Origin of the sequence: Chthonomonas sp., from assembly GCA_016788115.1 — a bacterium.
GTDB lineage: Bacteria > Armatimonadota > Fimbriimonadia > Fimbriimonadales > Fimbriimonadaceae > UBA2391.
The window spans coordinates 201,590-222,343 of record JAEURR010000007.1 but is presented as its reverse complement, the minus strand read 5'-3'; the positions used below and the strand labels follow the sequence as shown (position 1 = coordinate 222,343).

Sequence of the window (20,754 nt, the reverse complement as noted above, 5' to 3'; positions counted from 1 at the left end):
CCTTACGGGCCTAATTACCATGCGCCGACGATGCGCCGCGCAAGTTCGAAGTAGATGATCAGTCCCGTGGCGTCCACGAAGGTCGAGATGAAGGGAGCGCTCATGACCGCCGGATCGATGCCGACTCGGCGGGCGGTGATCGGAAGCACCGAGCCGACCGTGCTCGCCCAAATGACGATGAGTGGGAGGGCTGCGCCGACGACGTAGCAGACGTGAGGCTCGCTGCCCCAGAAGATCGCGCGGACATAACCTACGATTCCCAGAGTCGCCCCAATCATGATCGCGGCCGACAATTCGCGCCAGATAACTTGGAGCGTATCGGCGGGTCGGATCTCGCCAACTGCCAGGGCGCGCGTAATGGTGGTGGTGGTTTGCGAACCGCTATTGCCGCCCGCACCGATGATCAGCGGCAAGAACACCACCAACTGAGCGTAGTTGCTGAGCTTATCGGGATGACCGTTTGCCTCGTGCGAATAGTGGCGAAGAACCAGACCCGTCAGGGTTTCGGCGAGGAACAGACCGAGTAGCCAGGGGACGCGTCGGAGATACAACTGCCAGGGGCTGAGTGACAAGTACGCATCCGCAGAACCGACAACCGCACCCAGCTTCAGGACGTCTTCGGTATCGGCCTCTCGGATGATGTGCTGCGCGTCGTCGCCAGTAAGTATTCCGACCATCTTGCCCATATCGTCTAAGATGGGTAGAGAATAATAGCCATAACGAGCGAGCTCGCGCGCCGCATGTTCGGCGGGGTCGGTCGCCCGGGCGGAGATGACCTCTTCATTCATCAACTCTCGCGCGGTCGTGTCGGGCCGTGATCGGATCGCCTTGCGGAGGCTGAAAACGCCGAGGAGTCGGTCAAGCTCGCCGAGAACGTATAGGTCGTTGACCATCTCGTACTTGTCGGCGGGTGATCGGCGGATGTCTTCGAGCACGTCGGCCATGGTCGCGTCCGCGGAGACCTCAAAGAACGCTTCCGTCATGATCCGCCCGACGCTCCCTTCCGGGTACGCGAGCAGGCGACGAATCTCTTGCGCGTCCTCGCTTGGAATGACGTTGAGCAGGGCATCGAAACGCTCTTCACCGATGTCCTCGCGCAGGTCGAGGGCGTCGTCCATCGGCAAAATGTCGATGTAATGCGCGAGGGTGAAGTCCGGAAGCTCGGCCAGGTACAGGCGAGCGGTGGAGGTGGGAAGCTCGCTGAGTAGTTCGGCGGCGCGGTCAGGCTCAAACTCCTTGAGAAGTTGCAGACCCTCTTCGACTTCGAGACGCACAAAACCTTCCGCGAGGTCGGCGACGTGAACATCGCTCAGCTCCTCACGGATCACCTTTCGGTCGCGAACATGCAGCAAAGACCGCAATCGCGTGACCAGGGGGGTGAGCTTAAGGTTCATGGTCAAGTACGCGACGCGTTGCGGCACGCATAAGAGAGTGTATCTCTCCGCGCAAGTGCGTGTCCATCGGCCAAAATTGGCTCACTATGACCTTCATCGAGCGGTTGCGCGATCACCTCGAAGGCACGGGGCTGATTCCGCCAGGATCGAGCGTCCTTGTCGCCCTGAGTGGAGGCACCGATTCTGCCTGTCTGACCCACGCGCTGCACGCACTTGGTATTGAGATCGTCGCCGCGCATTTGCACCACGGCCAGCGTCCCGAGGCCGATGCCGACCTTGAGCATTGCGCCCGATGGTGTGAGTCGCTCGGGATTCCGTTCGTCAGTGGAAAAGCAGACGTCCCCCGCCTAGCCCGCGATCGCTCGATCGGCATCGAAGAAGCAGGCAGGGAAGCTCGCTATGAGTTCCTGGAGCAGTCCGCGAGGCAAACCGGTTGTCATCTGATCGCAACCGCGCACCATCGCGACGATCAGCTCGAAACAGTCCTGATGAACCTCGTCCGGGGGGCAGGTCTACGAGGTCTCGGAGGCATCCCAGCTCGGCGCGGAAGGATTGTACGGCCCTTCCTCAGCTTTTCGAGGGACGAGATCAAAGAGTACTGCAACGCGCACGAGATTCCGCGGCTGCACGATTCGACCAACGACGACATTCAATTTGCCCGCGCTCGGCTGCGAAAGCGCGTCGTGCCTGAGCTTCAAGTGCTGAACCCAAGCGTGGTGGAAGCGGTAGCCCGGACGACCGCGCTGGTAGCGGAGGAAGATGCGTTTTTGGACGGAGCCGCCGCGGCCGCGCTCGAGCGAGCGGAGTTTCCGCTGAACGAGCCGATGCCGTTTTTGACGCACGATTGTGAGGTTGCCCTTCACCGCCCCCACATCGAGGCGCTTCCAGCAGTGCTCGTTCGCCGCGCCGTTCGGCTCGCGGCCAATGCGCTCGGCGCAACCGCCACATACGACCAGATTCGTGGGATCGAAGATCTGCTGGTGAGGCAGGGGACCGGATCGATCACTTTCGAAGGGGGGGCGGTCGTGGCCGAACTCGATGACGTGAAGCTACACCTGCGCCAACTGCACCCGACTGAGCCGTTCCGATTCAAACTGACCGTGCCCGGCGAGACGGTCGCGGAAGTGTTTGGTTGGCAGTTCACCGCAGAAAACGTGCACGCAGACGGCCCCTCGACGAGTCGACTGGTGGCGACGGTCGACCCAAAGACGGTGATCGGCAACCTATATTTCAAGTCCGCTGAGCCGACCGATCGGCTCTCCCCGCTCGGACTCGGAGCCGAGAAGAGGGTCCTCGATATCTTGGCCGACGCAAAGCTCACCCTGGCAGCACGCCGCCGCTTGCCGATACTTTGTGATATGGGCGGACCTATCTGGATCCCAGGGGTCACGCTCGCCGAACGGGTGAAGATGAGCGCTTGGCCGCAGCCAGCGGTCAGGATCACCTTTGGACCCATGCGAGAATCGTAAGCGCCATAATGAAACTGAACGTTCGCAGCCTTCGGAACGTATGGATGTAGAGGAAGTCTAACTTAGGAAGCGCATTTGAACAAATCCGTCAAATCGATAGTCTGGACCATGGTGATCGTCTTTGTGGCGATCATGCTGTTGAACGTATTCGGTGAGAACAAGCAGCTTTTCGGTGGCACCGGGCCGGTCAAGTTCACCACGAGCAAGTTCATGGAAGCGGTCGACAACCGCCAAGTCAAGGACGCTCAGTGGCAAGAAAAATCCATCACGGGCAAGCTGACCGATGGACGCAGCTACGAGGTTGTCGCATTCTCCCCCGATTCGAACTCCGGTGAAGACCTGAAGAAGCGCATGGAAGCGGGCGGCGTGGACTACGGCGTCATCCCTCCCCCGCAGACACAGTCGTTCATCATGCTCGCCTCGTACCTGGCGGTGCCGATCCTGTTGCTCCTCGCCATGTGGTTCTTCGTGATCCGCCCCGCTCAGAGCGGCGGCAATCAGGCGATGAACTTCGGTCGCAGCCGCGCCAAGCGAGTGGGCGAAAGCGGCACCAAAGTCACCTTCGACGACGTGGCGGGTATTGACGAAGCCAAGCAAGAGCTTTTCGAGATCGTCGACTACCTGAAGAACACCAAGAAGTACGTCGCGCTCGGGGCGAAAATCCCGAAGGGCATCCTGCTAACCGGCCCTCCCGGCGTGGGTAAGACCCACCTCGCCCGCGCGATCGCTGGCGAAGCTGGCGTGCCGTTCTATCACATCTCCGGTTCGGACTTTGTCGAAATGTTCGTCGGCGTAGGCGCAGCGCGTGTCCGGGACCTGTTCGAGACCGCCAAGGCCCATCGTCCGTGCCTCATCTTTGTGGACGAAATCGACGCAGTGGGACGTCAGCGCGGTGCAGGCTTGGGCGGTGGACACGACGAGCGCGAACAGACGCTGAACCAGTTGCTCGTGGAAATGGACGGTTTCGATCCGAATTCCGGCGTCATCATGATCGCCGCGACGAACCGGCCGGACGTTCTCGACCCGGCGCTGCTGCGCCCAGGGCGCTTCGACCGCCAATTGGTGGTGGACTCGCCCGACTGCAATGGCCGCGAGGCGATCCTAAAGATCCACGCGAAAGGCAAGCCGCTGGATGTGGATGTGGACCTGACTACGCTCGCGCGGCGCACACCCGGTTTCACCGGCGCGGACTTGGCGAACTCGCTCAACGAAGCCGCCCTGCTCGCCGCACGCCGCAACAAGACCCGCATCGCCATGGCCGACATGAACGACGCGCTAGATCGCGTGATGGGCGGACCTGAGCGGCGAAGCCGAGTCATGAATGCGCAGGAGCGCGAAGTGATCGCCTATCACGAGGCAGGCCATGCAGTCGTGGGCGAACTGCTTGAATTTTGCGATCCAGTTCACAAGGTCACGATTCTTCCACGCGGCATGTCGCTTGGCTCGACCTGGCACTTGCCGACCGAGGATAAATTCCTCGTAAGCGAGGAAGAGCTACTCGATGACATCACTGCGCTGCTGGGTGGTCGCGTGGCCGAAGAGGTGGTTTACAGCCGAATCTACACCGGCGCTAGCAACGACCTGCAGAGGGTCAGCCGGATCGCACGAGCGATGGTTTGTCAGTACGGTATGAGCGACCGACTGGGCACGCTCGCCCTTGGCCGACGCACGCAGAATCCGTTCCTCGGGCGGGACTACTCGGAAGAGCAGGACTACTCAGAAGACGTCGCCAAGGCGATCGACGAGGAAGTGCGCGCGATCGTGGAGAAGTGTCACCAGCGCGCGACACAGATCCTGACAGAGCACCGCGACAAGCTCGATACGCTTGTGCAAGAGCTACTCGTGCGCGAGACACTGAACCGTGACGACTTCTTGGTAGTCATGGCCGGGGAGAAGCTTCCCGAGTTCACGCCCGCAGCAGAAGTCCAGTCGAAGGACAGCGAAGACGAGAGCTCGGACTCGAATGGCACGAGTCAGCGCGTGGGGCCACCCCGCTTCGAGCCCGCGTAAATTGCGGCGGCAAATAGTTAGCGGGGGAACATTACCCCCGCATCTCCTGCCCAACAGCGTGTGATATACTCTCGACGCTAAGGGCACGTTCGAATGAGCATCACCGAGCAGTTTCAACTTGGATTTGCGGCGCGTTGCGAAGGGCGCTACGACGATGCCCGTCGGCACCTTCAACAGGTGCTGGGCGAAGACCCCAACCACTACGATGCCCATTGGCAGATCGGCCTCATCCAAGGCTTCGAAGGGGACTTCGATGGTTCGCTTCAAACTCTCCGTCAGGTCGTGGCCGCGAATCCGAACCACGACAAGGCCCGCTATGACATGGCGATGACGCTGATGATGCTGGGCGAGATGGACGAGGCTTGCGAGCAGTTTAAAGAGCTGCTGCGGCGGGACCCCACGAACGAGGACGCCGCGCGACAGGCGATCTACTGTCCTTAGGCGTGTCCGTCCACTTCGAGCTTCTCAAAGTTTGCCCGCACACGGGCGCGCGGCGCGGACGACTTCACACCCCTCATGGCACCGTCGAGACTCCGTGTTTCATGCCGGTCGGAACCCAGGCAACGGTCAAGACCTTGTCTGCCCAAGAGCTCGAACTCCTCGGGTTTGAGCTCGTCCTCTCGAACACCTATCACTTGGCGCTTCGCCCCGGCGAATCGCTCATCGAGCGCTTTGGGGGGTTACACGACTTCATGGGGTGGCGCGGAGCGATCCTAACGGACTCCGGCGGCTACCAGGTCATGAGCTTGGCGCACAAGCGGACGCTCAGCGACGAGGGGGTTCGGTTCCGTTCGCACCTGGACGGGAGCGAGCTCTTCATGTCGCCCGAGCGCTCGATCCAGATTCAGGGGGCGCTGGGGGTCGATATCAGCATGGCGCTGGACGTGTGCCCGCCGTACCCGTGCTCGCGCGAGGAGGCTGCCCTAGCGATGGCCCAGACGCATCGCTGGGCCCCGAGAAACCTTGCCGCAGCAAGAGAAGGGCAGGCGGTCTTCGGCATCGTCCAGGGCGGCGTCCATGAAGATCTCCGGCGAGAGTCTGCGGCCTTCCTAAGTGAGTTGCCGTTTGCTGGGTTTGCCGTGGGTGGAGTTAGTGTCGGTGAACCCACAGAAATGCAGTATCCCGTTGTGCAGCTAACTGCGCCATTGCTGCCGCAAAACAAAGCTCGCTATCTGATGGGCGTTGGTCACCCTAAAGATATTCTGCACGCTGCATCTCACGGGATCGACATGTTCGATTGTGTGTTGCCCACACGGATGGCAAGACACCACTGTATCTATACGCTAGGCGGCAGAATCAATGTCGCCGCGGCGAAGTGGGCGGAGCAGAAGGATTGGTACGATGAAGACTGCGTGTTCGAACCCTTAAGGCGTTATTCACCCGCATACATACGTCATCTCTTTAAGGCTGAAGAGAGCCTAGGAGCGCGATTGGCGACGCTGCATAATATGGCATTCTATGCACGACTCATAGACGAGATCCGTTGCGCGATAGAGGAAGAGAGTTGGCCGCAGTTGCTGGAACGATATCGCAAAGCCTAGCTAGATGAAACAGAGGACCAGATAGCCGCGACTCGTTGAATGGAAGGAGTAATCGTAATGATCGCTCCGACCGCTCTCGATCCATCGAGAACCGGCACAACATCGAGCCTCGTCCCTCGGGAGGTGAGCCCCGACCTAACGCGCTTGCCTAGAATCACGGCTTCTGTGATCTGGAGGATCTCCGTGCGGTCCTGGGCGGAAACGGGAAGGTGATTGAGCGAGAGGGGTGCCTCGGCACCGTTAACGCTCAACAGCTCGCGGGATGTAGCGTTCATCAATCCGATTGCAAGATCTGCATCGACTTCGATCACCCCCAGCGGAATGGCATCAAGAATCGATGCGTGCACGCCTGCGTGCGTTCCGTTAGAACTGCCCACCAGCTCACGGGTGTATCTGCTAACAATTTCTGCACGGGTGCGGCCATTGCACTTTGACCGAACCCGAGTCCAGTAAGTGTGGATGGTGCCAAGGGAGACACTGAGCTTTGTCGCAACCTCTTTATCGGTTAGTCCCTCTGAGGAAAGTCGAAGTACATCAAGTTCTCGTGCAGATAGTTGTTTCTTGAAGTATTCCACGCATTCCCCTCGATAGAATCTGACCTTTGCGATCCATCCTATTGATCGAACCAAGCAATAAATTGTTCCAACAGATCGCCCACATTGCCACAACGATATAACAGCGAAGCTCTGAACCTGATTAAACCCGATTCATACCACGGGCGTGCCCCATGTAATGATTTTATGGACGAGTCGAAGATTGAGTGATATAGGATTCGATTCGCCGAGCCAGCTCAAAGTCGTAGCTGGTGAGCCCTCCCGCGTCATGGGTCTCGGTACGAATCGTCAGCTTTTGGTAGCCAATGAGGAGGTCTGGGTGGTGATTTAGCTCCTCTGCAAGTTCGCCGATGCGCGCAGCCAGCGGGAAGGCCTCAAGATAGTGGTCAAGCTTCACCACACGCTCCAGCTTGGCGTCGGTAACGGTCCAGAGGGAGAGCGCGGGCAGGGCATCGCGAAGCTGTGCCTCAGAGAGGAGTGTATAGCTGAGTTCCATAGCTCAGTCTAACCCCAACTTGTCGACGAGTTTGCCGGTAGACTGCGCCGGTATGCGGATTTCCCGATGGGCGTCTGACGTGGCTGCCCACCCCGCGCTTCAAAGCCTCCTCTCTAGTCTCGATGCCGTGGCCCTCTGGCCCACCCTTGCGCTCGAGTCCAGGCCCTTCTTTGTCTCCGCGGCGCACCATGCCCGCCCGTGCAAGTCGCTAATCGTCGTTGCGAACTACGATCGTGCGCTGCAATGGCAGGCCAAGCTCCAGTTGTGCGGCGTGCCTGAATCGCAGATCCGCCAGCTCCCTTCGGGCACCTCGACCCTGTACGACGACTCGCCTCCCGAGGCGGTCGCACTCAGCGACCGGATCGGCGCACTACGCTTCTTGATCGAGCCCGGCCCGGGGTTTGTCATCGGGACTCCCCAAGCGGTGCTCGAACGCACGCTCCCAATTGAAGTCCTAGAATCGACCTTCCTCACCCTGAAGAAAGGGGACACGATTGAGATCGAGCAGTTGCTGCGCGCGCTGCTTGCAATGGGCTACGAGGCAGCCGAGCCGGTCCGCGTCCCGGGACAATACTCCCAACGTGGTGGGATCCTCGATGTCTTCGCGATCGGAGCCGATCTGCCGATCAGAATGGAGTTCTTCGGGGACGACATTGACGGCATTCGTTCGTTCGATCCAGGCACCCAGCGCTCGCTCGCGGCAGTCAAGCAGCTGACCCTCATCCCAACTCGCGAAACGCTCTACCACTTCTCCGATTCCGAACTGCCTGAAGACGTGCTCGCCGCACGCGAGAGCTTGGCGGAGATGATTGACCGGACGCTGCGGATCGAGGCCGCCTCGCTGAGCACGGACTACCAGCGCGAACTCGAAGAGCGGGTCTCGGGCGACGTTCAAGCGATTCGGCTTGGGACTTTCTTCGATCGGCTCGATCTATACCGCCCGCTCCTGCACCCCGACTCTGGATGCGCCGCCGATTTGCTGCCGAAAGACGGCTTACTGATCCTCGATGAGCCCACGGAGCTTGAGATCATCGCTGAAAAGTCGCGAGAAGAGCTTGCCCAGGCGCTCTCGGCTCGCCAGGCTCGCGGCGAGATCCTAGAAGCGGTTACGGGCGATTTCCTCGTCGATATCGACCACCTCGGCTATCCGGAGCGGCGCGTGGCGCTGCTTGGCATCGGCGATCCACCAGCATGGTTTGGGCACGGCGAGAGAGTAGAAGTTCACGCGGCCTCGCTCGAAGCGTATCGCGGACGCCCCGAAGCCCTCGCTCAGACGATGAAGACCTGGCAAGACGCCGGTTTCATCACGGTGATGGCTACCGACCAACCGACGCGCGCCAAATCGGTGCTCAGCCAGATCGAACTCTTCCCTCAAGAAGAGGTTGTTGACCTCGAAAAGCCTGGTCTTTACCTGGCGCAGGGCAATCTGGCGGGTGGATTTAGTTGTCCCGAAATGAAGCTCGCGGTCATCACCGATCACGAGCTGTTCGGAGTCGGGCGGTTAAAGCTTCCGCAAAGAAAATTCAACGAGGGCGCACCCATCGCGACCGTCCTCGATCTCAAGCCGGGCGACTACGTCGTCCACATCAACTATGGCATTGGCGTCTTCCAAGGGCTCGTCCGACGTACCATCGGCGAAGTCGAGAAGGAGTGCCTCTACATCCAATACGGTGGGCCCGACAAGCTGTTTGTCCCTGCCGATCAACTAGACCGGGTACAGAAGTACCTCACGCCGGGCGACACCGAACCCAAAATCAATCGATTACATAACGGTGAATGGCAGCGTGCCGTGGGAAAAGCCCGGGAAGAGGCCCGGGAGTTCGCCCGGGATCTGATTCGGCTCTACGCGCACCGCAAGCGAGCCGAGCGCCCGACGCTGGGTCCGGACAGTCCGTGGCAGGCGGAGATGGAAGCGACCTTTCCCTGGATGGAGACCCCCAGCCAGATGGAGGCGATCAAGGAGGTCAAGCGTGACCTCCAGACGACCTATCCCATGGACCGGCTGGTGTGCGGCGATGTTGGATTCGGGAAAACCGAAGTCGCCATCCGCGCCGCATTCAAAGTCGCGCAAGCGGGGAAGCAGGTCGTCGTCCTCTGTCCCACTACAATTCTCAGCGAGCAGCACTATCGAACGTTTGCCGAGCGTCTCGGCGCATTTCCGACACGGCTCGACTTTTTGAATCGCTTCCGGACCGCCGCCGAGCGGAGAGAGATCGTGGCGCAAGTCGAAGCGGGCGAGGTGGACATCCTCATCGGCACCCATGCGCTCCTCAGCAGCGATCTTCACTTTAAGGATCTCGGCCTGGTGATCATCGACGAAGAGCACAAGTTCGGCGTCAAGCAGAAGGAGATGCTCAAGAAACTCCGGAGTTCAGTGGACGTCCTGAGCATGTCGGCCACGCCGATTCCTCGTACCCTCAGCATGGCTCTGATGGACATCCGGCAGATGTCGCTCATCAACGATCCCCCTCCGGGCCGCCTCCCCATTCGTACGTTCGTCCGCAACTACTCGCAGGAAGTTGTCCGTGAGGCGATCTTGCGTGAGCTGGCGCGCGGTGGCCAGGTGTATTACGTCTACAACCGGGTCACGGGGATATATCACACCGCCGAGAAACTGAAGAAGCTGGTACCCATGGCGCGGATCGGCGTGGGCCACGGCCAGATGTCGGAGAAGGAGCTTGAGCCCGTTATGCTCGCCTTCATCAAGGGTGAACTCGACATCTTGCTTTCCACGACGATCATCGAGAACGGCCTGGACATCTCGAACGCGAACACGATGATCATCGAAAACGCGGACCGATTGGGGCTATCGCAGCTGTATCAGCTTCGTGGTCGCGTCGGACGCAGCGACCGACAAGCGTATGCGTACCTGCTTTACCAAAACGAAGCCGGACTGACAGAAAACGCGCTCGCCCGGCTGCAATCGCTGCAGGAGTTCAGCTCGCTGGGTTCGGGCTACTCGCTGGCGTTTCGTGACTTGCAGATCCGCGGGGCGGGTGAATTGCTCGGCGCGAAGCAAAGCGGCACCATGGCCACCGTGGGCTACGAACTGTTCGCGCAGATCATCGGCGAAGAGATTCAGTTCCTCAAGTCGCATGCGGACGGCGACGACTCGCCCACTTACAACGACCCACTCCAGGGACTTCTGCCGCTACCGACGGTCGATCTACCCGTCGAAGCACTGATCCCTGAGCACTACGTGCCGGAGCAGGCGCAACGGCTGTACTACTACAAGACCATGATGTCGGCACGCGATGAAGCCTCACTGCGTTCGACCGAGGCTGAGATTGTTGACCGCTACGGCTCGCCCCCTTCGGCCATCCTCAGCGCCTTCCGCGTGATGCGCTGCCGCATCCGAGCGTCCGAGATTGGGATGAGGAAAATCGATGGGCACGGAGGCCGGTTGGTAGTGGACTTCGATGACAGCATAGAGTTCAATCCGCGGCTTTTGAGCCTGCTGAATTCCGCGCACAAGGGTTGCTTCCTCGCCCGAGGACAAATGGTGTGGACATTTGTCGGCGACCCCATCGCCGCATGCGAAAAGATGCAGGAGACTTTCGTCGCCAAGCGGGAAGAAATTGAACGGCACCGTGCAGCATTAGGTCTCACTTAAGCGAAAGATCTGCGAATCTTGCTGAATACTCTCCAGTTTTGGGCCGTCCTTACGTAAGCTATGATCATGCGCTCTCATCAAATCGTTCGTTCGTCCGCGATTGCGATTGTTGCTACCGTCGCACTACTCGCTTCTTCGGTGGCTACCGCAGGGGATGCTACATTCAAGCTGCGCCGGGGCGGCAAGGTCGGTTCCAGCTACACGATGAAGATCGTGGCGGTGGCGGATCTGGAGGGCGAAGAACTGCGGTTCGAGTCTATTGTCGAAGAGAAGCTTACGAAGCTTGAGAAGGACGGATCGCATACGACCACGAGCACGCTCACGGGCGGCAAGTCTTCTTTCGGCGGCGAAGAGGAAGAGATGGATCCGGGTGATCCCGAGACCAACCACTATGGGCCGCGTGGCAACTGGAAGGCTCAGGATGTCGAGAGCGAAGACGACGTCGATGAGGATTCGAATCGGATGGCTTCGGTGCTGTCTCTGATCTACCCAGAGAAAGAGGTCAAAGTCGGCGACAAATGGGAGTATGAGCTCAAGTCGAACGACAAGCTCAGCACCAAGGACGTCACGTACAACTACGAACTCGTGTCCACGGAAAAGATGGACGGCATGACAGTAGCCAAACTGAAGTTTGTCGCGAAGGAGACTGAGGGCGAGGACCCCGTTTCGGCTGAGGGTTTCGTGTGGATTGATGTCGCCGACGGCACCATGGTCAAGGGTGATGCCACGATCAAGAACGTCCCGTTTGGCGGCGAGGCACTTCCGTTCGAGATGAAGGTGACCGCAGAGCGCGTTAAGGCTGGATCGGAAGAGTCGAAAGAATAGCGCTCACTCAAGAGCGATCTGCAGAGCAGCCGAGCCAGCAGGCTCGGCTGCTCGTTTTTGTTACAGCCGGAAGCCGAGCATGATCCACAACTGGTTTTGGCCCTTGTTGTGGCCCTTCAGACCTGCATTGGAGATGTGCATCAACCGTGTGGTGATCGTGATTGGGTTACGTTCTTTGAGGATCACCCCCATGCCGATTGTCGGGCTGGAGCTGAGCTGCGAGTCGAGATCGTAACTCTTCTGGTCAGAAAAGTGAAGCCCCCAGCCGCCCTCGACGAAGACACCGATCCGACCCTTGGCTTTGAATTCGTAGCGTGCCTGGGCCAAGATTCCAAAGTCGAAGTTGGCGTCGCCTGGAACCCATGGCTTGTAATCGGTCCAAGTGCGAAGGACATAGCCTTCCAGGTTCAGCTTGCCGCGATTGCGGCCCATACGCAGGAAGTTTTTGTCCTGGATCTGCTGATAGGAGACCCCTCCTCCGTACCGGCGATCCTGGGAGCCGAGGAAGATCATAGAGCGCTCTCCGATGAGGTTGATAACCCGTTCAGTCTCGGCGAAAGCCCGAGAAGTGAGCGCAAGAAAGGCGAAGATGCCGGTGGACTTCATCAAGTTAGTTCGTGAGCGTACCAGAGGTTCGGGTACCTTTAGGCGGTTCCCCATGCAGGCAAAACTCCCCGTCGTCGTGATTGTTGGCCGGCCCAACGTCGGTAAATCCACTTTCTATAATCGGATCGCGGGACGACGTATTGCTGTGGTCGAGGACTCGCCGGGGATCACGCGCGACCGGCTGTACTACGAAGTCGAGTGGTACGGATACAAGATGCAGTTCGTCGACACGGGGGGAATTCTGTTCGGCGACGAAGACCCCTTGGTGGAGCAGATTCGCGTACAGGCCGAGGTTGCTCTGGTCGAAGCGGACATCGTGCTGTTCATGGTCGATATCGTTTCGGGACTGAGTGCGGGCGACCAGGAGTTGGCCCACCGTCTGCGGATGATCAAGGTGCCCGTTTTCGTGCTTGCGAACAAGGCCGATAACCGCAAGCGTGCAGATTTTTCAAGCGAGTTTTATGAGCTCGGGTTTGAGAACGTGTACCCCGTGTCGGGCCTGAATGGTCACGGCGTGAGCGACCTCATGGACGCGATCTGCGAGCACTTACCCAAGGTCGAATCGCTGCCGATGGTCAAAGAGGAGGTTCGACTCGCTATCGTCGGACGACCGAACGTAGGGAAGAGCTCGATTTTGAATGCGTTCACTGGCGAAGAGCGCAGCATCGTCAGCAATATTCCGGGCACCACGCGCGATGCGATCGACACTCTCGTGCAGTACAAGGGCGAGCCATTCCGGCTCATCGACACGGCGGGGCTCCGGCGCAAAGGCAAGATCCAAGGCACGGTCGAGTACTACATGGCCATGCGCGCAACGCAAGCGCTCGAACGCGCCGAGTGTGCGCTGGTGCTGGTCGATGCCAGCGAGGGCCTGACCGACGGCGACAAGCGCACGATGAAGCTGTCGCACGATGAAGGCCGCGCTCTGGTGATCGCAATCAACAAGTGGGATCTCAAAGAAGACGTGAAGGCGACGGGCGGACGGTTATCGCCGCTCAAGAAGGACTTTCTGAAGATCATTCACGACCAGGTGCCTGAGGTCAAATATGCGCCGGTGTGCTTCACCAGCGCCAAGGAGTCTTCCGGGTTGGAGAAGGTCCTGGATCACGTGCTTATGGCGGTGGATAGCTGGAACTTCCGGATCGGCACAGGACACCTGAATCGGATCATACAAGAGTCGACGTTCGAGAGGCCCTATACGTCCAAGGGAAAGCAACTGCGCATCTACTTTGCCACTCAGGTATCGACCCGGCCGCCGACGTTTGTGCTCTTTTGCAACGACCCCGATCTGTTCCACTTTTCTTACCAGCGGTACATCGAGAACTGCCTGCGGAAGGTCTATCCGCTGCCCGGGACACCGCTCAAAATAATCCCCCGCGCCCGCACGTCGAAAGACGACTGATCGGCCCGGTCCTGGCACCTTTTGGGGTATGCTCTAGGTTCAATCGAGGCGCATACTGCGCCCGGAGCAGGTAGCAAACGGTGGCGGGAGAAGATACAAATCTTACAATCATTGACGTTCAGGATGAGCTGGCGCGTAGCTATGTCAACTACGCGATGTCAGTCATCATCGCGCGCGCACTTCCCGACGTAAGAGATGGGTTCAAACCGGTGCAGCGCCGCATCCTGTACGCGATGCGTCAGCTGAACCTGCAGCCCGGCCAGAACTACCAAAAGTGCGCCAAGGTCTGCGGCTCTACCTCGGGTGATTTCCACCCGCACGGCGAAGCGATCATCTACCCCACGCTTGTCCGCATGGCTCAGTCCTGGACTTTGCGCTACCCGCTGATCGACGGCCAAGGGAACTTCGGCAATATCGATGGTGACGGCCCTGCCGCCATGCGATACACCGAGTGCCGACTGTCCTCCATCGCCATGGAGCTTTTGGAAGACCTTGATCGCGAGACGGTTGACTGGATTCCGAACTACTCGCAGGAGCTGCTGGAGCCGGTCGTGCTTCCTGGCAAGTTCCCGAACCTGCTTTGCAACGGCGGCCAAGGCATCGCCGTCGGCATGGCCACCAGCTTGCCCCCCCACAACCTGACCGAGGTTTGCAATGCCATCTTGTGCCGCATCGAGAACGGGGAGTGCACGCTTGACGAGGTGATGACCCACCTCCCAGGGCCAGACTTCCCGACCTACGGCATCATCATGGGCACCAAGGGGATCCGCAGTGCTTACGAAACGGGTCGCGGCAGCATCATCATGCAGGCCAAGACGATGATCGAGCCTGGCGAAGCAGGCAAGTCGCTCATCGTGATCACTGAGATTCCTTACCAAGTTCAGAAAGAGAACTTGGTGCGAGCGATCGCCGCACTGATCAAGGATCGCAAGTTCGACGGCCTACTGCGCGTGGACGACTACTCGGACAAGCGTGGAATGCGGATCGAAGTCGAAATCCGCCGCGACGTCAACCCGAACAAGGCGCTGAACTATCTCCTCAAGCACACGTCGCTCCGCACCACGTTTGGCGCGATCATGCTTTCGCTGGTGGACGGCGCTCCGCGCACGGCCCCACTCCTCAGCATCCTCGACGAGTACATCAAGCACCGCCGCAAGATCATCGATCTCCGCACGCGGTTCGAACTCTACCGCGCGATGGAAGACGTTCATCTGAACGAAGGCTTCCAGATCGCCCGGCTGAACCTGGACGCCATCATCCGCTTGATCCGCGCATCCGCTGATGAGAACACGGCGCGCGTGGAGTTGGTGCGACAATTCAGCATGTCCCCGCTGCAGGCGCAGGCGGTGCTGAACATGCCGCTTCGCCGGTTGACCCAGCTGGACCAAACGCGGCTCGAAGAAGACTACAAGACCTCGCTTCTAAAGGTACAGAATCTGCTCGACATCCTGGCCGATCCAAATCGCTTGACCACGGTCTTGACCGACGAGATCGTCGCGATGCGCGACAAGCACGGCGACGAGCGCCGCACGAAGATCATCGGTCGCGAGGCTGGAGAGTTCAGCGACGAAGACCTGATACCCGAAGAGGAGGCGATCATCAGCATCTCGCGAGATGGCTACATCAAGCGCGTGTCCATCGATGCGTATCGCCAGCAGAAGCGCGGCGGCAAGGGTGTGAGCAACACCATGAAGATGGATGACGAGCCTGCCCACCTTTTCCAGGTCAACACGCACAACTTCATCCTGTTCTTCACGGATCGCGGTCGGGTGTACAAGCTCCGCGCTTACGACATCCCCGAGACCGGACGGTACGCCAAGGGCATGCCGGTCATCAACTTCATCGCGATCGAGAGCGAGGAGCGGGTCACCGCCACCGTCTCGGTGCGCGACATCAAGAGCGAAGGGTTCTTGACGATGATCACCCGCCACGGCGAGATCAAGCGAACGGAGATGGCGAACTTTGCCAACATCCGCTCCAATGGCCTCATCGCTTTTGATATCGAAGAGGGCGACGAACTCGGATGGGTGCTCAAATCGAACGGCACCAACGACATCATCATCGTCACGCACCTGGGCCAATCGATCCGATTCGCCGAGAAGGGCGTTCGCGATCGTTCGCGCGCCGCGGGTGGCGTCAAGGCGATGACGCTCAAGGGTGAAGACATCATCATCTCGGCGGACATTGTCCGAGACGATGCGACACTGCTCGTAGTCGGCGAGAATGGCTTCGGCAAGCGCACCCCGCTGAGCGACTATCGCATCCAGGGTCGCGGTGGCTCGGGAATCCTCACCATGAACGTCACCGAAAAGACCGGTGCCATCGTCGGTGCTGAGGTCGTCGAGCCGGACGACAAGCTCCTGGTCATGACGGTCCAGGGCAAAGCCATTCGCATGAAGGTGTCGGATATCCGGACCGTGGGACGCGTCTCACAGGGAGTTAAACTCATCAACCTTGGCTCGGGTGACCAAGTTCGCAGCATTGCGCGGGTGGTCCAAGAGGCCGATGAGGGAGAACTTGACCTCGCAGAAGAGGGAGACGAGTCCACACAAGAGTAATACAAAGCCCCGAGGCGATCGCCTCGGGGCTTTCTTCTTTCTGTCGCTGCTGAATTCTGTAGAACGAACTCGAAGCGTCCTCTCAGTGTTGACACTCGATGCCTCCGAGTGCCAAAATTAGCAGAAGTGACGTGCGAGTGCCAATCGCGCGCAAATCCTCAATTGGAGCAACAAGAACACAATGCCAGCAAAGAACCTACTTTACGATGAGAACGCACGACGCGCGCTTGAGCGCGGTGTCAACAAGGTCGCCGATGCGGTGAAGGTAACCCTCGGCCCCAAGGGTCGCAATGTTGTCCTCGACAAGAAGTGGGGAAGCCCCACGATCACCAAGGACGGCGTGAGCGTTGCCAAGGAGATTGAGCTCGAGGATCCGTACGAGAACATGGGCGCGCAGCTCTGCAAGGAAGTTGCCAGCAAGACCAACGACGTGGCTGGCGACGGTACAACCACCGCCACCGTGCTCGCTCAGTCGATCGTGAACGAGGGTCTGCGCTACGTCGCGGCCGGCGGTAACCCGATCGCGGTCAAGCGCGGCATCGACAAGGCCGTGGCCACCGTCATCGAAGAGATCAAGGCCGCGTCGCAGCCGATCAAGGATAAGGAGCAGGTGGAATTCGTCGCGACGATCGCCGGAAACGATCCTGAGATTGGCAAGCAAGTCGCTGAAGCGATGGACAAGGTCGGCAAGGACGGCGTCATCACGGTCGAAGAGAGCAAGGGTCGCGAGACCAGCCTTGAGATCGTCGAGGGTATGCAGTTCGACCGAGGCTACATCTCGCCGTACTTCGTGACCGACCCCGAGCGCATGGAAGCCGTGCTTGAGAATCCGCTGATCCTCATCCACGAGAAGAAGATCAACAGCGCACAGGACCTGCTGCCGTTCCTTGAGAAGGCCGCCCAGTCGCGCCGCCCGATTCTGCTCCTGGCCGAAGACGTGGAGGCCGACGCCCTCGCCACGATCGTTCTCAACAAGATCCGAGGCGTACTGCAGATCGCAGCCGTCAAGGCTCCGGGCTTTGGTGATCGCCGCAAGGCCATGCTCGAAGACATCGCAATCCTCACCAAGGGCCGATTTGTCAGCGAGGATCTCGGCACCAAGCTTGAGAACATCACCATCGATATGCTCGGTACCGCTAAGAAGGTCGTGATCACGAAGGAAGAGACCACGATCATCGAAGGCGCAGGATCGAAGGAAGACGTGATGGGCCGCATCGCCCAGATCAAGGCTCTCATCGAAAAGACCGACAGCAACTACGACCGCGAGAAGCTCCAGGAACGACTGGCCAAGCTGAGCGGCGGCGTCGCAGTCATCAAGGTCGGCGCATCGACCGAGACTGAGCTGAAGGAGAAGAAGCACCGATACGAGGATGCTCTGAGCGCGACTCGAGCGGCTGTCGAAGAGGGGATCGTTCCGGGCGGCGGTGTGACCCTGCTCCGCGCTGCGGGCAAGCTGGACAGCGTCAAGCTGACGGGCGACGAACTGACCGGTCTGCAGATCGTGAAGCGCGCTCTGGAAGCTCCGCTGCGCATCATCTCGGAGAACGCTGGCCTTGAAGGCAGCGTGATCGTGGAGAAGGTCCGCAGCGCTCCGGAAGGCACGGGCCTCGACGCGAGCACCGGTGAACTCACCGACATGGTGAAGGCTGGCATCGTCGATCCTGCCAAGGTCACTCGCAGCACGATCCAGAACGCCGCATCGATCGCCGGCCTGGTCCTGACGACCGAAGCACTGGTCGTCGAAAAGCCTGAGCCCAAGAAGGCCGCTCCCGCAATGCCGGGCGGTGGCATGGGCGACATGGATTTCTAAGGAACTCCGTCCAAACGAAAGCGAACTGGGGGTCGGAAGTCATTCCGACCCCCAGCCTTTGTTTGTCTTGTGCCGGGCGGAAAAGAGCCCGAACCTCCTTGCGGCGGTTCGGGCCCGAGTTCCAACTAACCGGATAGGCTAGCCGGATGGCTCAACGACGGTGACGGTAATCGTCGTGGTGTGCGTGTAGTAGGGCGACGTGCCCGTGACCACGATCTGGTAGTCACCAGGTGCAGTCGCGAAGGTCGTGTTGACTGTCAGCGTTGACTGTCCGCCGATCTGGATTGGATTTGCACTGAATGAGGTCGTCATGCCAGTGCCAAGTCCACCCGTGACGCTGAGCGTTACATCATCTGCGGCGCGCGAAAATGGCGCCGGTGACGTGCTACCGTTCATGAAGGTGAACACGTTCGTGTCAACCGATTCGTTGATCGTTACGAAGTACGGTCCTTCGTTGATCATCGTAAAATCGGGCGGGGCTGCCACGATGAGAGTCAGATCAGTCGATCTCTGGACCCCGGCGAAGTCGCCCGAGACCGTGATCGTGTACGTCCCAGGTGCGATGCCATTGGGCGTATTTACCAGCACCGTGCTGCTCGATCCAACTGCGATATCATTGGGAGTGAGTGTGATCGTCGAGCCATTCGGCAAGTTACTGGAGCTCGTCAATGTCACCGCCGTACTGCTGCGATTCAGAGGGCCGCTTGCTGTGACGGTAAACGAAGCCGAGTCGCCAGGCAAGATCGTCTGACTTGTGCTACCTGATAGTCCATAGACCGGCAGGACCGTCAGAGACACCGTAGTTGTCCGAACCGTGGTTCCTTGGGTTCCCGTGACGGTGATCGGGTAAGTCCCAGGTACCGTGTTGAATCCAACGCTTACAGCCAGCGTCGAGGCTGAGCCGACATTCACCGAAGTGAAGCTGAACGCGGCGGTGGTACCCGTCGGCAGGCCCGAAGTGACGGTCAGTTCAACCGGGTCGTTTGAGCGGGCTGTCTGGTCAGTAGTCTCAACGGGGATAATCGTAAAGTTCGCGTCATCTCCCTGGTTGACGGTTTCGGGAGCACTACCCGTCAGCATGAAGCTCTTAGCCGGTGGCGGGGTGTTGACGTTCAGGAGCGCACTGATCTCGACCACTAGGTCTCCAAGTGTTGCGCGTACCCTGAACGGATAAGAGCCCGCGGGTGTCTCCGGCGTCGTGAAAATGGTCAGATTGGTCTGTTCACCAAACGCGGATGGATTGGGCGAGAACGAGTATGTCGCACCTGCGGGCAGGCCCTCGACGACCGACCAAGTGATGAGATCGGAACTGCGGGCTTCGGCCGTGAGCAGCGATGTGGCCGTGAAAGCGAACACGCCGTTCGCTCCTGCGAGAACCGTCTGAGTGCCGCCACCGCCGATTGAGAATGTCTTTCCGACGGCAATATCGACCTTCGGAGCATAGGCCGCGCCGCCGCCGCAACCAATGACGGCAGCAAGAGTGAGCACAAAGCTCAGTAGAACTAGGAAAAGTTTAGACTTCTTCATGTTAGAACCTCGTCGTCAGCTCGACGTAGCCTCCCAGCCCTTTACCAAGTCCCGGGGTGAGCGACATGCCCGTCGTGCGTCCAAGCTGGTTAGTCACACCCAGTTCGAACTTGAGCTTGCCACCCAACTGTGGGCGAACTCCGAGCCGGTAAACAGCACGCTGCTCGCGCTTGCCGGTGTTGATCGAATACGTGTTTTCGCTGCCGCTGACCCACAGCCCCTCGAAGTAGGCATCCATGTTGTTCAGCTTGGTGTCCGCGCGAAAGCCGGTGCCGTACAGCGACGAACTGACGCGCGTCGCCGCTCGGAGCACGAGCGAGACTGAGGTCTTGTCGTTGCCTGCCATACGGGTCTCGCCGCTCAGCGTAAGAAAAGGCGCACTGCGTCCAGCGGGAGTGCTGGCGATTGCGAGTCCAAGTGACCCGCTCGCGTTTCCGTCGGTCTCGCGTCGGAGCCGCAGCTCGATGTCCGATCCGCCGTGGCGGATGGCAAAGCCGGTTCCGGCAAATCGCTTTCGCGAACCCATGGTTCCCATCAGGTCCACCGCCATGCCGTTTCCGACTGAGCGCGATAGCTTCAATGTGCCGTAGGCATTGGACTCCGTCTTGCCGAGGACACTGACCCCGACAGTGACGTCAATCGGCGATGCCTCGTCGGATGCCATTGCGGCACCGCATAGGCCCGCAAGCAGCAATCCGGCGCCGCCGGCGTGTAAGAGCAAACTCAAATTGGTTTTCATACCACCTCCATCAATCAGCATAGACGATGCTTGAAGCTATTTCTCACTGCAAGAATGTCTCAAATGACTGCTGGTATTTTTGTCGGCGGTTCTGTGAGCGTTCTGTACTCAATTCTCTGAAGTTGCGCTTCAGGTTTCGACCGAAGTAGCTGAGTTCGCCCGAACCCGAAAATTCCCCAATCCTTTTCCAGGTGTCGAGAGTTACTATCA

At 59.4% G+C, this 20,754-nt stretch carries 15 protein-coding genes; 9 read left to right on the top strand and 6 right to left on the bottom strand.

Features of this window, described 5'->3' with window-relative positions:
• Window positions 1–14 precede the first annotated feature (14 nt).
• Window positions 15–1,421, bottom strand: coding sequence for a magnesium transporter (mgtE, locus tag JNM85_08535; GenBank protein MBL8088097.1), 1,407 nt, complete (start codon window positions 1,419–1,421; stop codon window positions 15–17).
• 32 nt (window positions 1,422–1,453) lie between these two features.
• On the opposite strand from mgtE, the gene tilS reads away from it, so the two are divergent.
• The 4 genes from tilS to tgt all read left to right on the top strand — a co-directional run bounded on the left by tilS (window position 1,454) and on the right by tgt (window position 6,414).
• A complete protein-coding gene (gene tilS, locus JNM85_08530) occupies window positions 1,454–2,863 on the top strand; it encodes a tRNA lysidine(34) synthetase TilS (GenBank protein MBL8088096.1) in 1,410 nt (469 codons plus the stop codon).
• 108 nt (window positions 2,864–2,971) lie between these two features.
• On the top strand, window positions 2,972–4,873 hold the full coding sequence (gene ftsH, locus JNM85_08525; GenBank protein MBL8088095.1) for an ATP-dependent zinc metalloprotease FtsH: 1,902 nt from the start codon (window positions 2,972–2,974) through the stop codon (window positions 4,871–4,873).
• Window positions 4,874–4,966: 93 nt separating this feature from the next.
• On the top strand, window positions 4,967–5,314 hold the full coding sequence (locus tag JNM85_08520; GenBank protein ID MBL8088094.1) for a tetratricopeptide repeat protein: 348 nt from the start codon (window positions 4,967–4,969) through the stop codon (window positions 5,312–5,314).
• A gap of 2 nt (window positions 5,315–5,316) precedes the next feature.
• The gene (tgt, locus tag JNM85_08515) at window positions 5,317–6,414 is read left to right on the top strand and encodes a tRNA guanosine(34) transglycosylase Tgt (protein MBL8088093.1); all 1,098 of its coding nucleotides are present in this window, start codon (window positions 5,317–5,319) and stop codon (window positions 6,412–6,414) included.
• On the opposite strand, the gene JNM85_08510 is transcribed toward tgt, so the two are convergent.
• Both JNM85_08510 and JNM85_08505 read right to left on the bottom strand, forming a co-directional pair.
• Complete coding sequence (locus tag JNM85_08510; protein MBL8088092.1) at window positions 6,411–6,989, bottom strand: response regulator transcription factor; 579 nt, start codon at window positions 6,987–6,989, stop codon at window positions 6,411–6,413. The two genes, tgt and JNM85_08510, sit on opposite strands and share 4 nt — an antisense overlap.
• Before the next feature lie 163 nt (window positions 6,990–7,152).
• Window positions 7,153–7,464, bottom strand: a complete 312-nt coding sequence (locus JNM85_08505) for a 4a-hydroxytetrahydrobiopterin dehydratase (protein MBL8088091.1) — start codon at window positions 7,462–7,464, stop codon at window positions 7,153–7,155.
• A gap of 52 nt (window positions 7,465–7,516) precedes the next feature.
• On the opposite strand from JNM85_08505, the gene mfd reads away from it, so the two are divergent.
• Both mfd and JNM85_08495 read left to right on the top strand, forming a co-directional pair.
• Complete coding sequence (gene mfd / locus JNM85_08500; GenBank protein ID MBL8088090.1) at window positions 7,517–11,077, top strand: transcription-repair coupling factor; 3,561 nt, start codon at window positions 7,517–7,519, stop codon at window positions 11,075–11,077.
• Between the two features lie 66 nt (window positions 11,078–11,143).
• The gene (locus JNM85_08495) at window positions 11,144–11,902 is read left to right on the top strand and encodes a hypothetical protein (protein MBL8088089.1); all 759 of its coding nucleotides are present in this window, start codon (window positions 11,144–11,146) and stop codon (window positions 11,900–11,902) included.
• Between the two features lie 60 nt (window positions 11,903–11,962).
• Here JNM85_08495 and JNM85_08490 read toward each other — a convergent pair whose 3' ends face one another.
• Window positions 11,963–12,508, bottom strand: a complete 546-nt coding sequence (locus JNM85_08490) for an acyloxyacyl hydrolase (GenBank protein ID MBL8088088.1) — start codon at window positions 12,506–12,508, stop codon at window positions 11,963–11,965.
• 52 nt (window positions 12,509–12,560) lie between these two features.
• Here JNM85_08490 and der point away from each other — a divergent pair, with 52 nt between their 5' ends.
• The 3 genes from der (at window position 12,561) to groL (ending at window position 18,278) form a co-directional block, all read left to right on the top strand.
• A complete protein-coding gene (der, locus tag JNM85_08485; GenBank protein MBL8088087.1) occupies window positions 12,561–13,910 on the top strand; it encodes a ribosome biogenesis GTPase Der in 1,350 nt (449 codons plus the stop codon).
• Between the two features lie 80 nt (window positions 13,911–13,990).
• Entirely contained in the window at window positions 13,991–16,468 is a 2,478-nt protein-coding gene (gene gyrA, locus JNM85_08480) for a DNA gyrase subunit A (protein ID MBL8088086.1), read from the top strand.
• A 181-nt stretch (window positions 16,469–16,649) separates the two neighbouring features.
• Window positions 16,650–18,278, top strand: coding sequence for a chaperonin GroEL (gene groL, locus JNM85_08475; protein ID MBL8088085.1), 1,629 nt, complete (start codon window positions 16,650–16,652; stop codon window positions 18,276–18,278).
• Between the two features lie 138 nt (window positions 18,279–18,416).
• Here the strand turns inward: groL and JNM85_08470 are convergent, their stop codons facing one another.
• The gene (locus JNM85_08470; GenBank protein MBL8088084.1) at window positions 18,417–19,805 is read right to left on the bottom strand and encodes a hypothetical protein; all 1,389 of its coding nucleotides are present in this window, start codon (window positions 19,803–19,805) and stop codon (window positions 18,417–18,419) included.
• A 1-nt stretch (window position 19,806) separates the two neighbouring features.
• The gene (locus JNM85_08465; protein ID MBL8088083.1) at window positions 19,807–20,469 is read right to left on the bottom strand and encodes a hypothetical protein; all 663 of its coding nucleotides are present in this window, start codon (window positions 20,467–20,469) and stop codon (window positions 19,807–19,809) included.
• Window positions 20,470–20,754 lie beyond the last annotated feature (285 nt).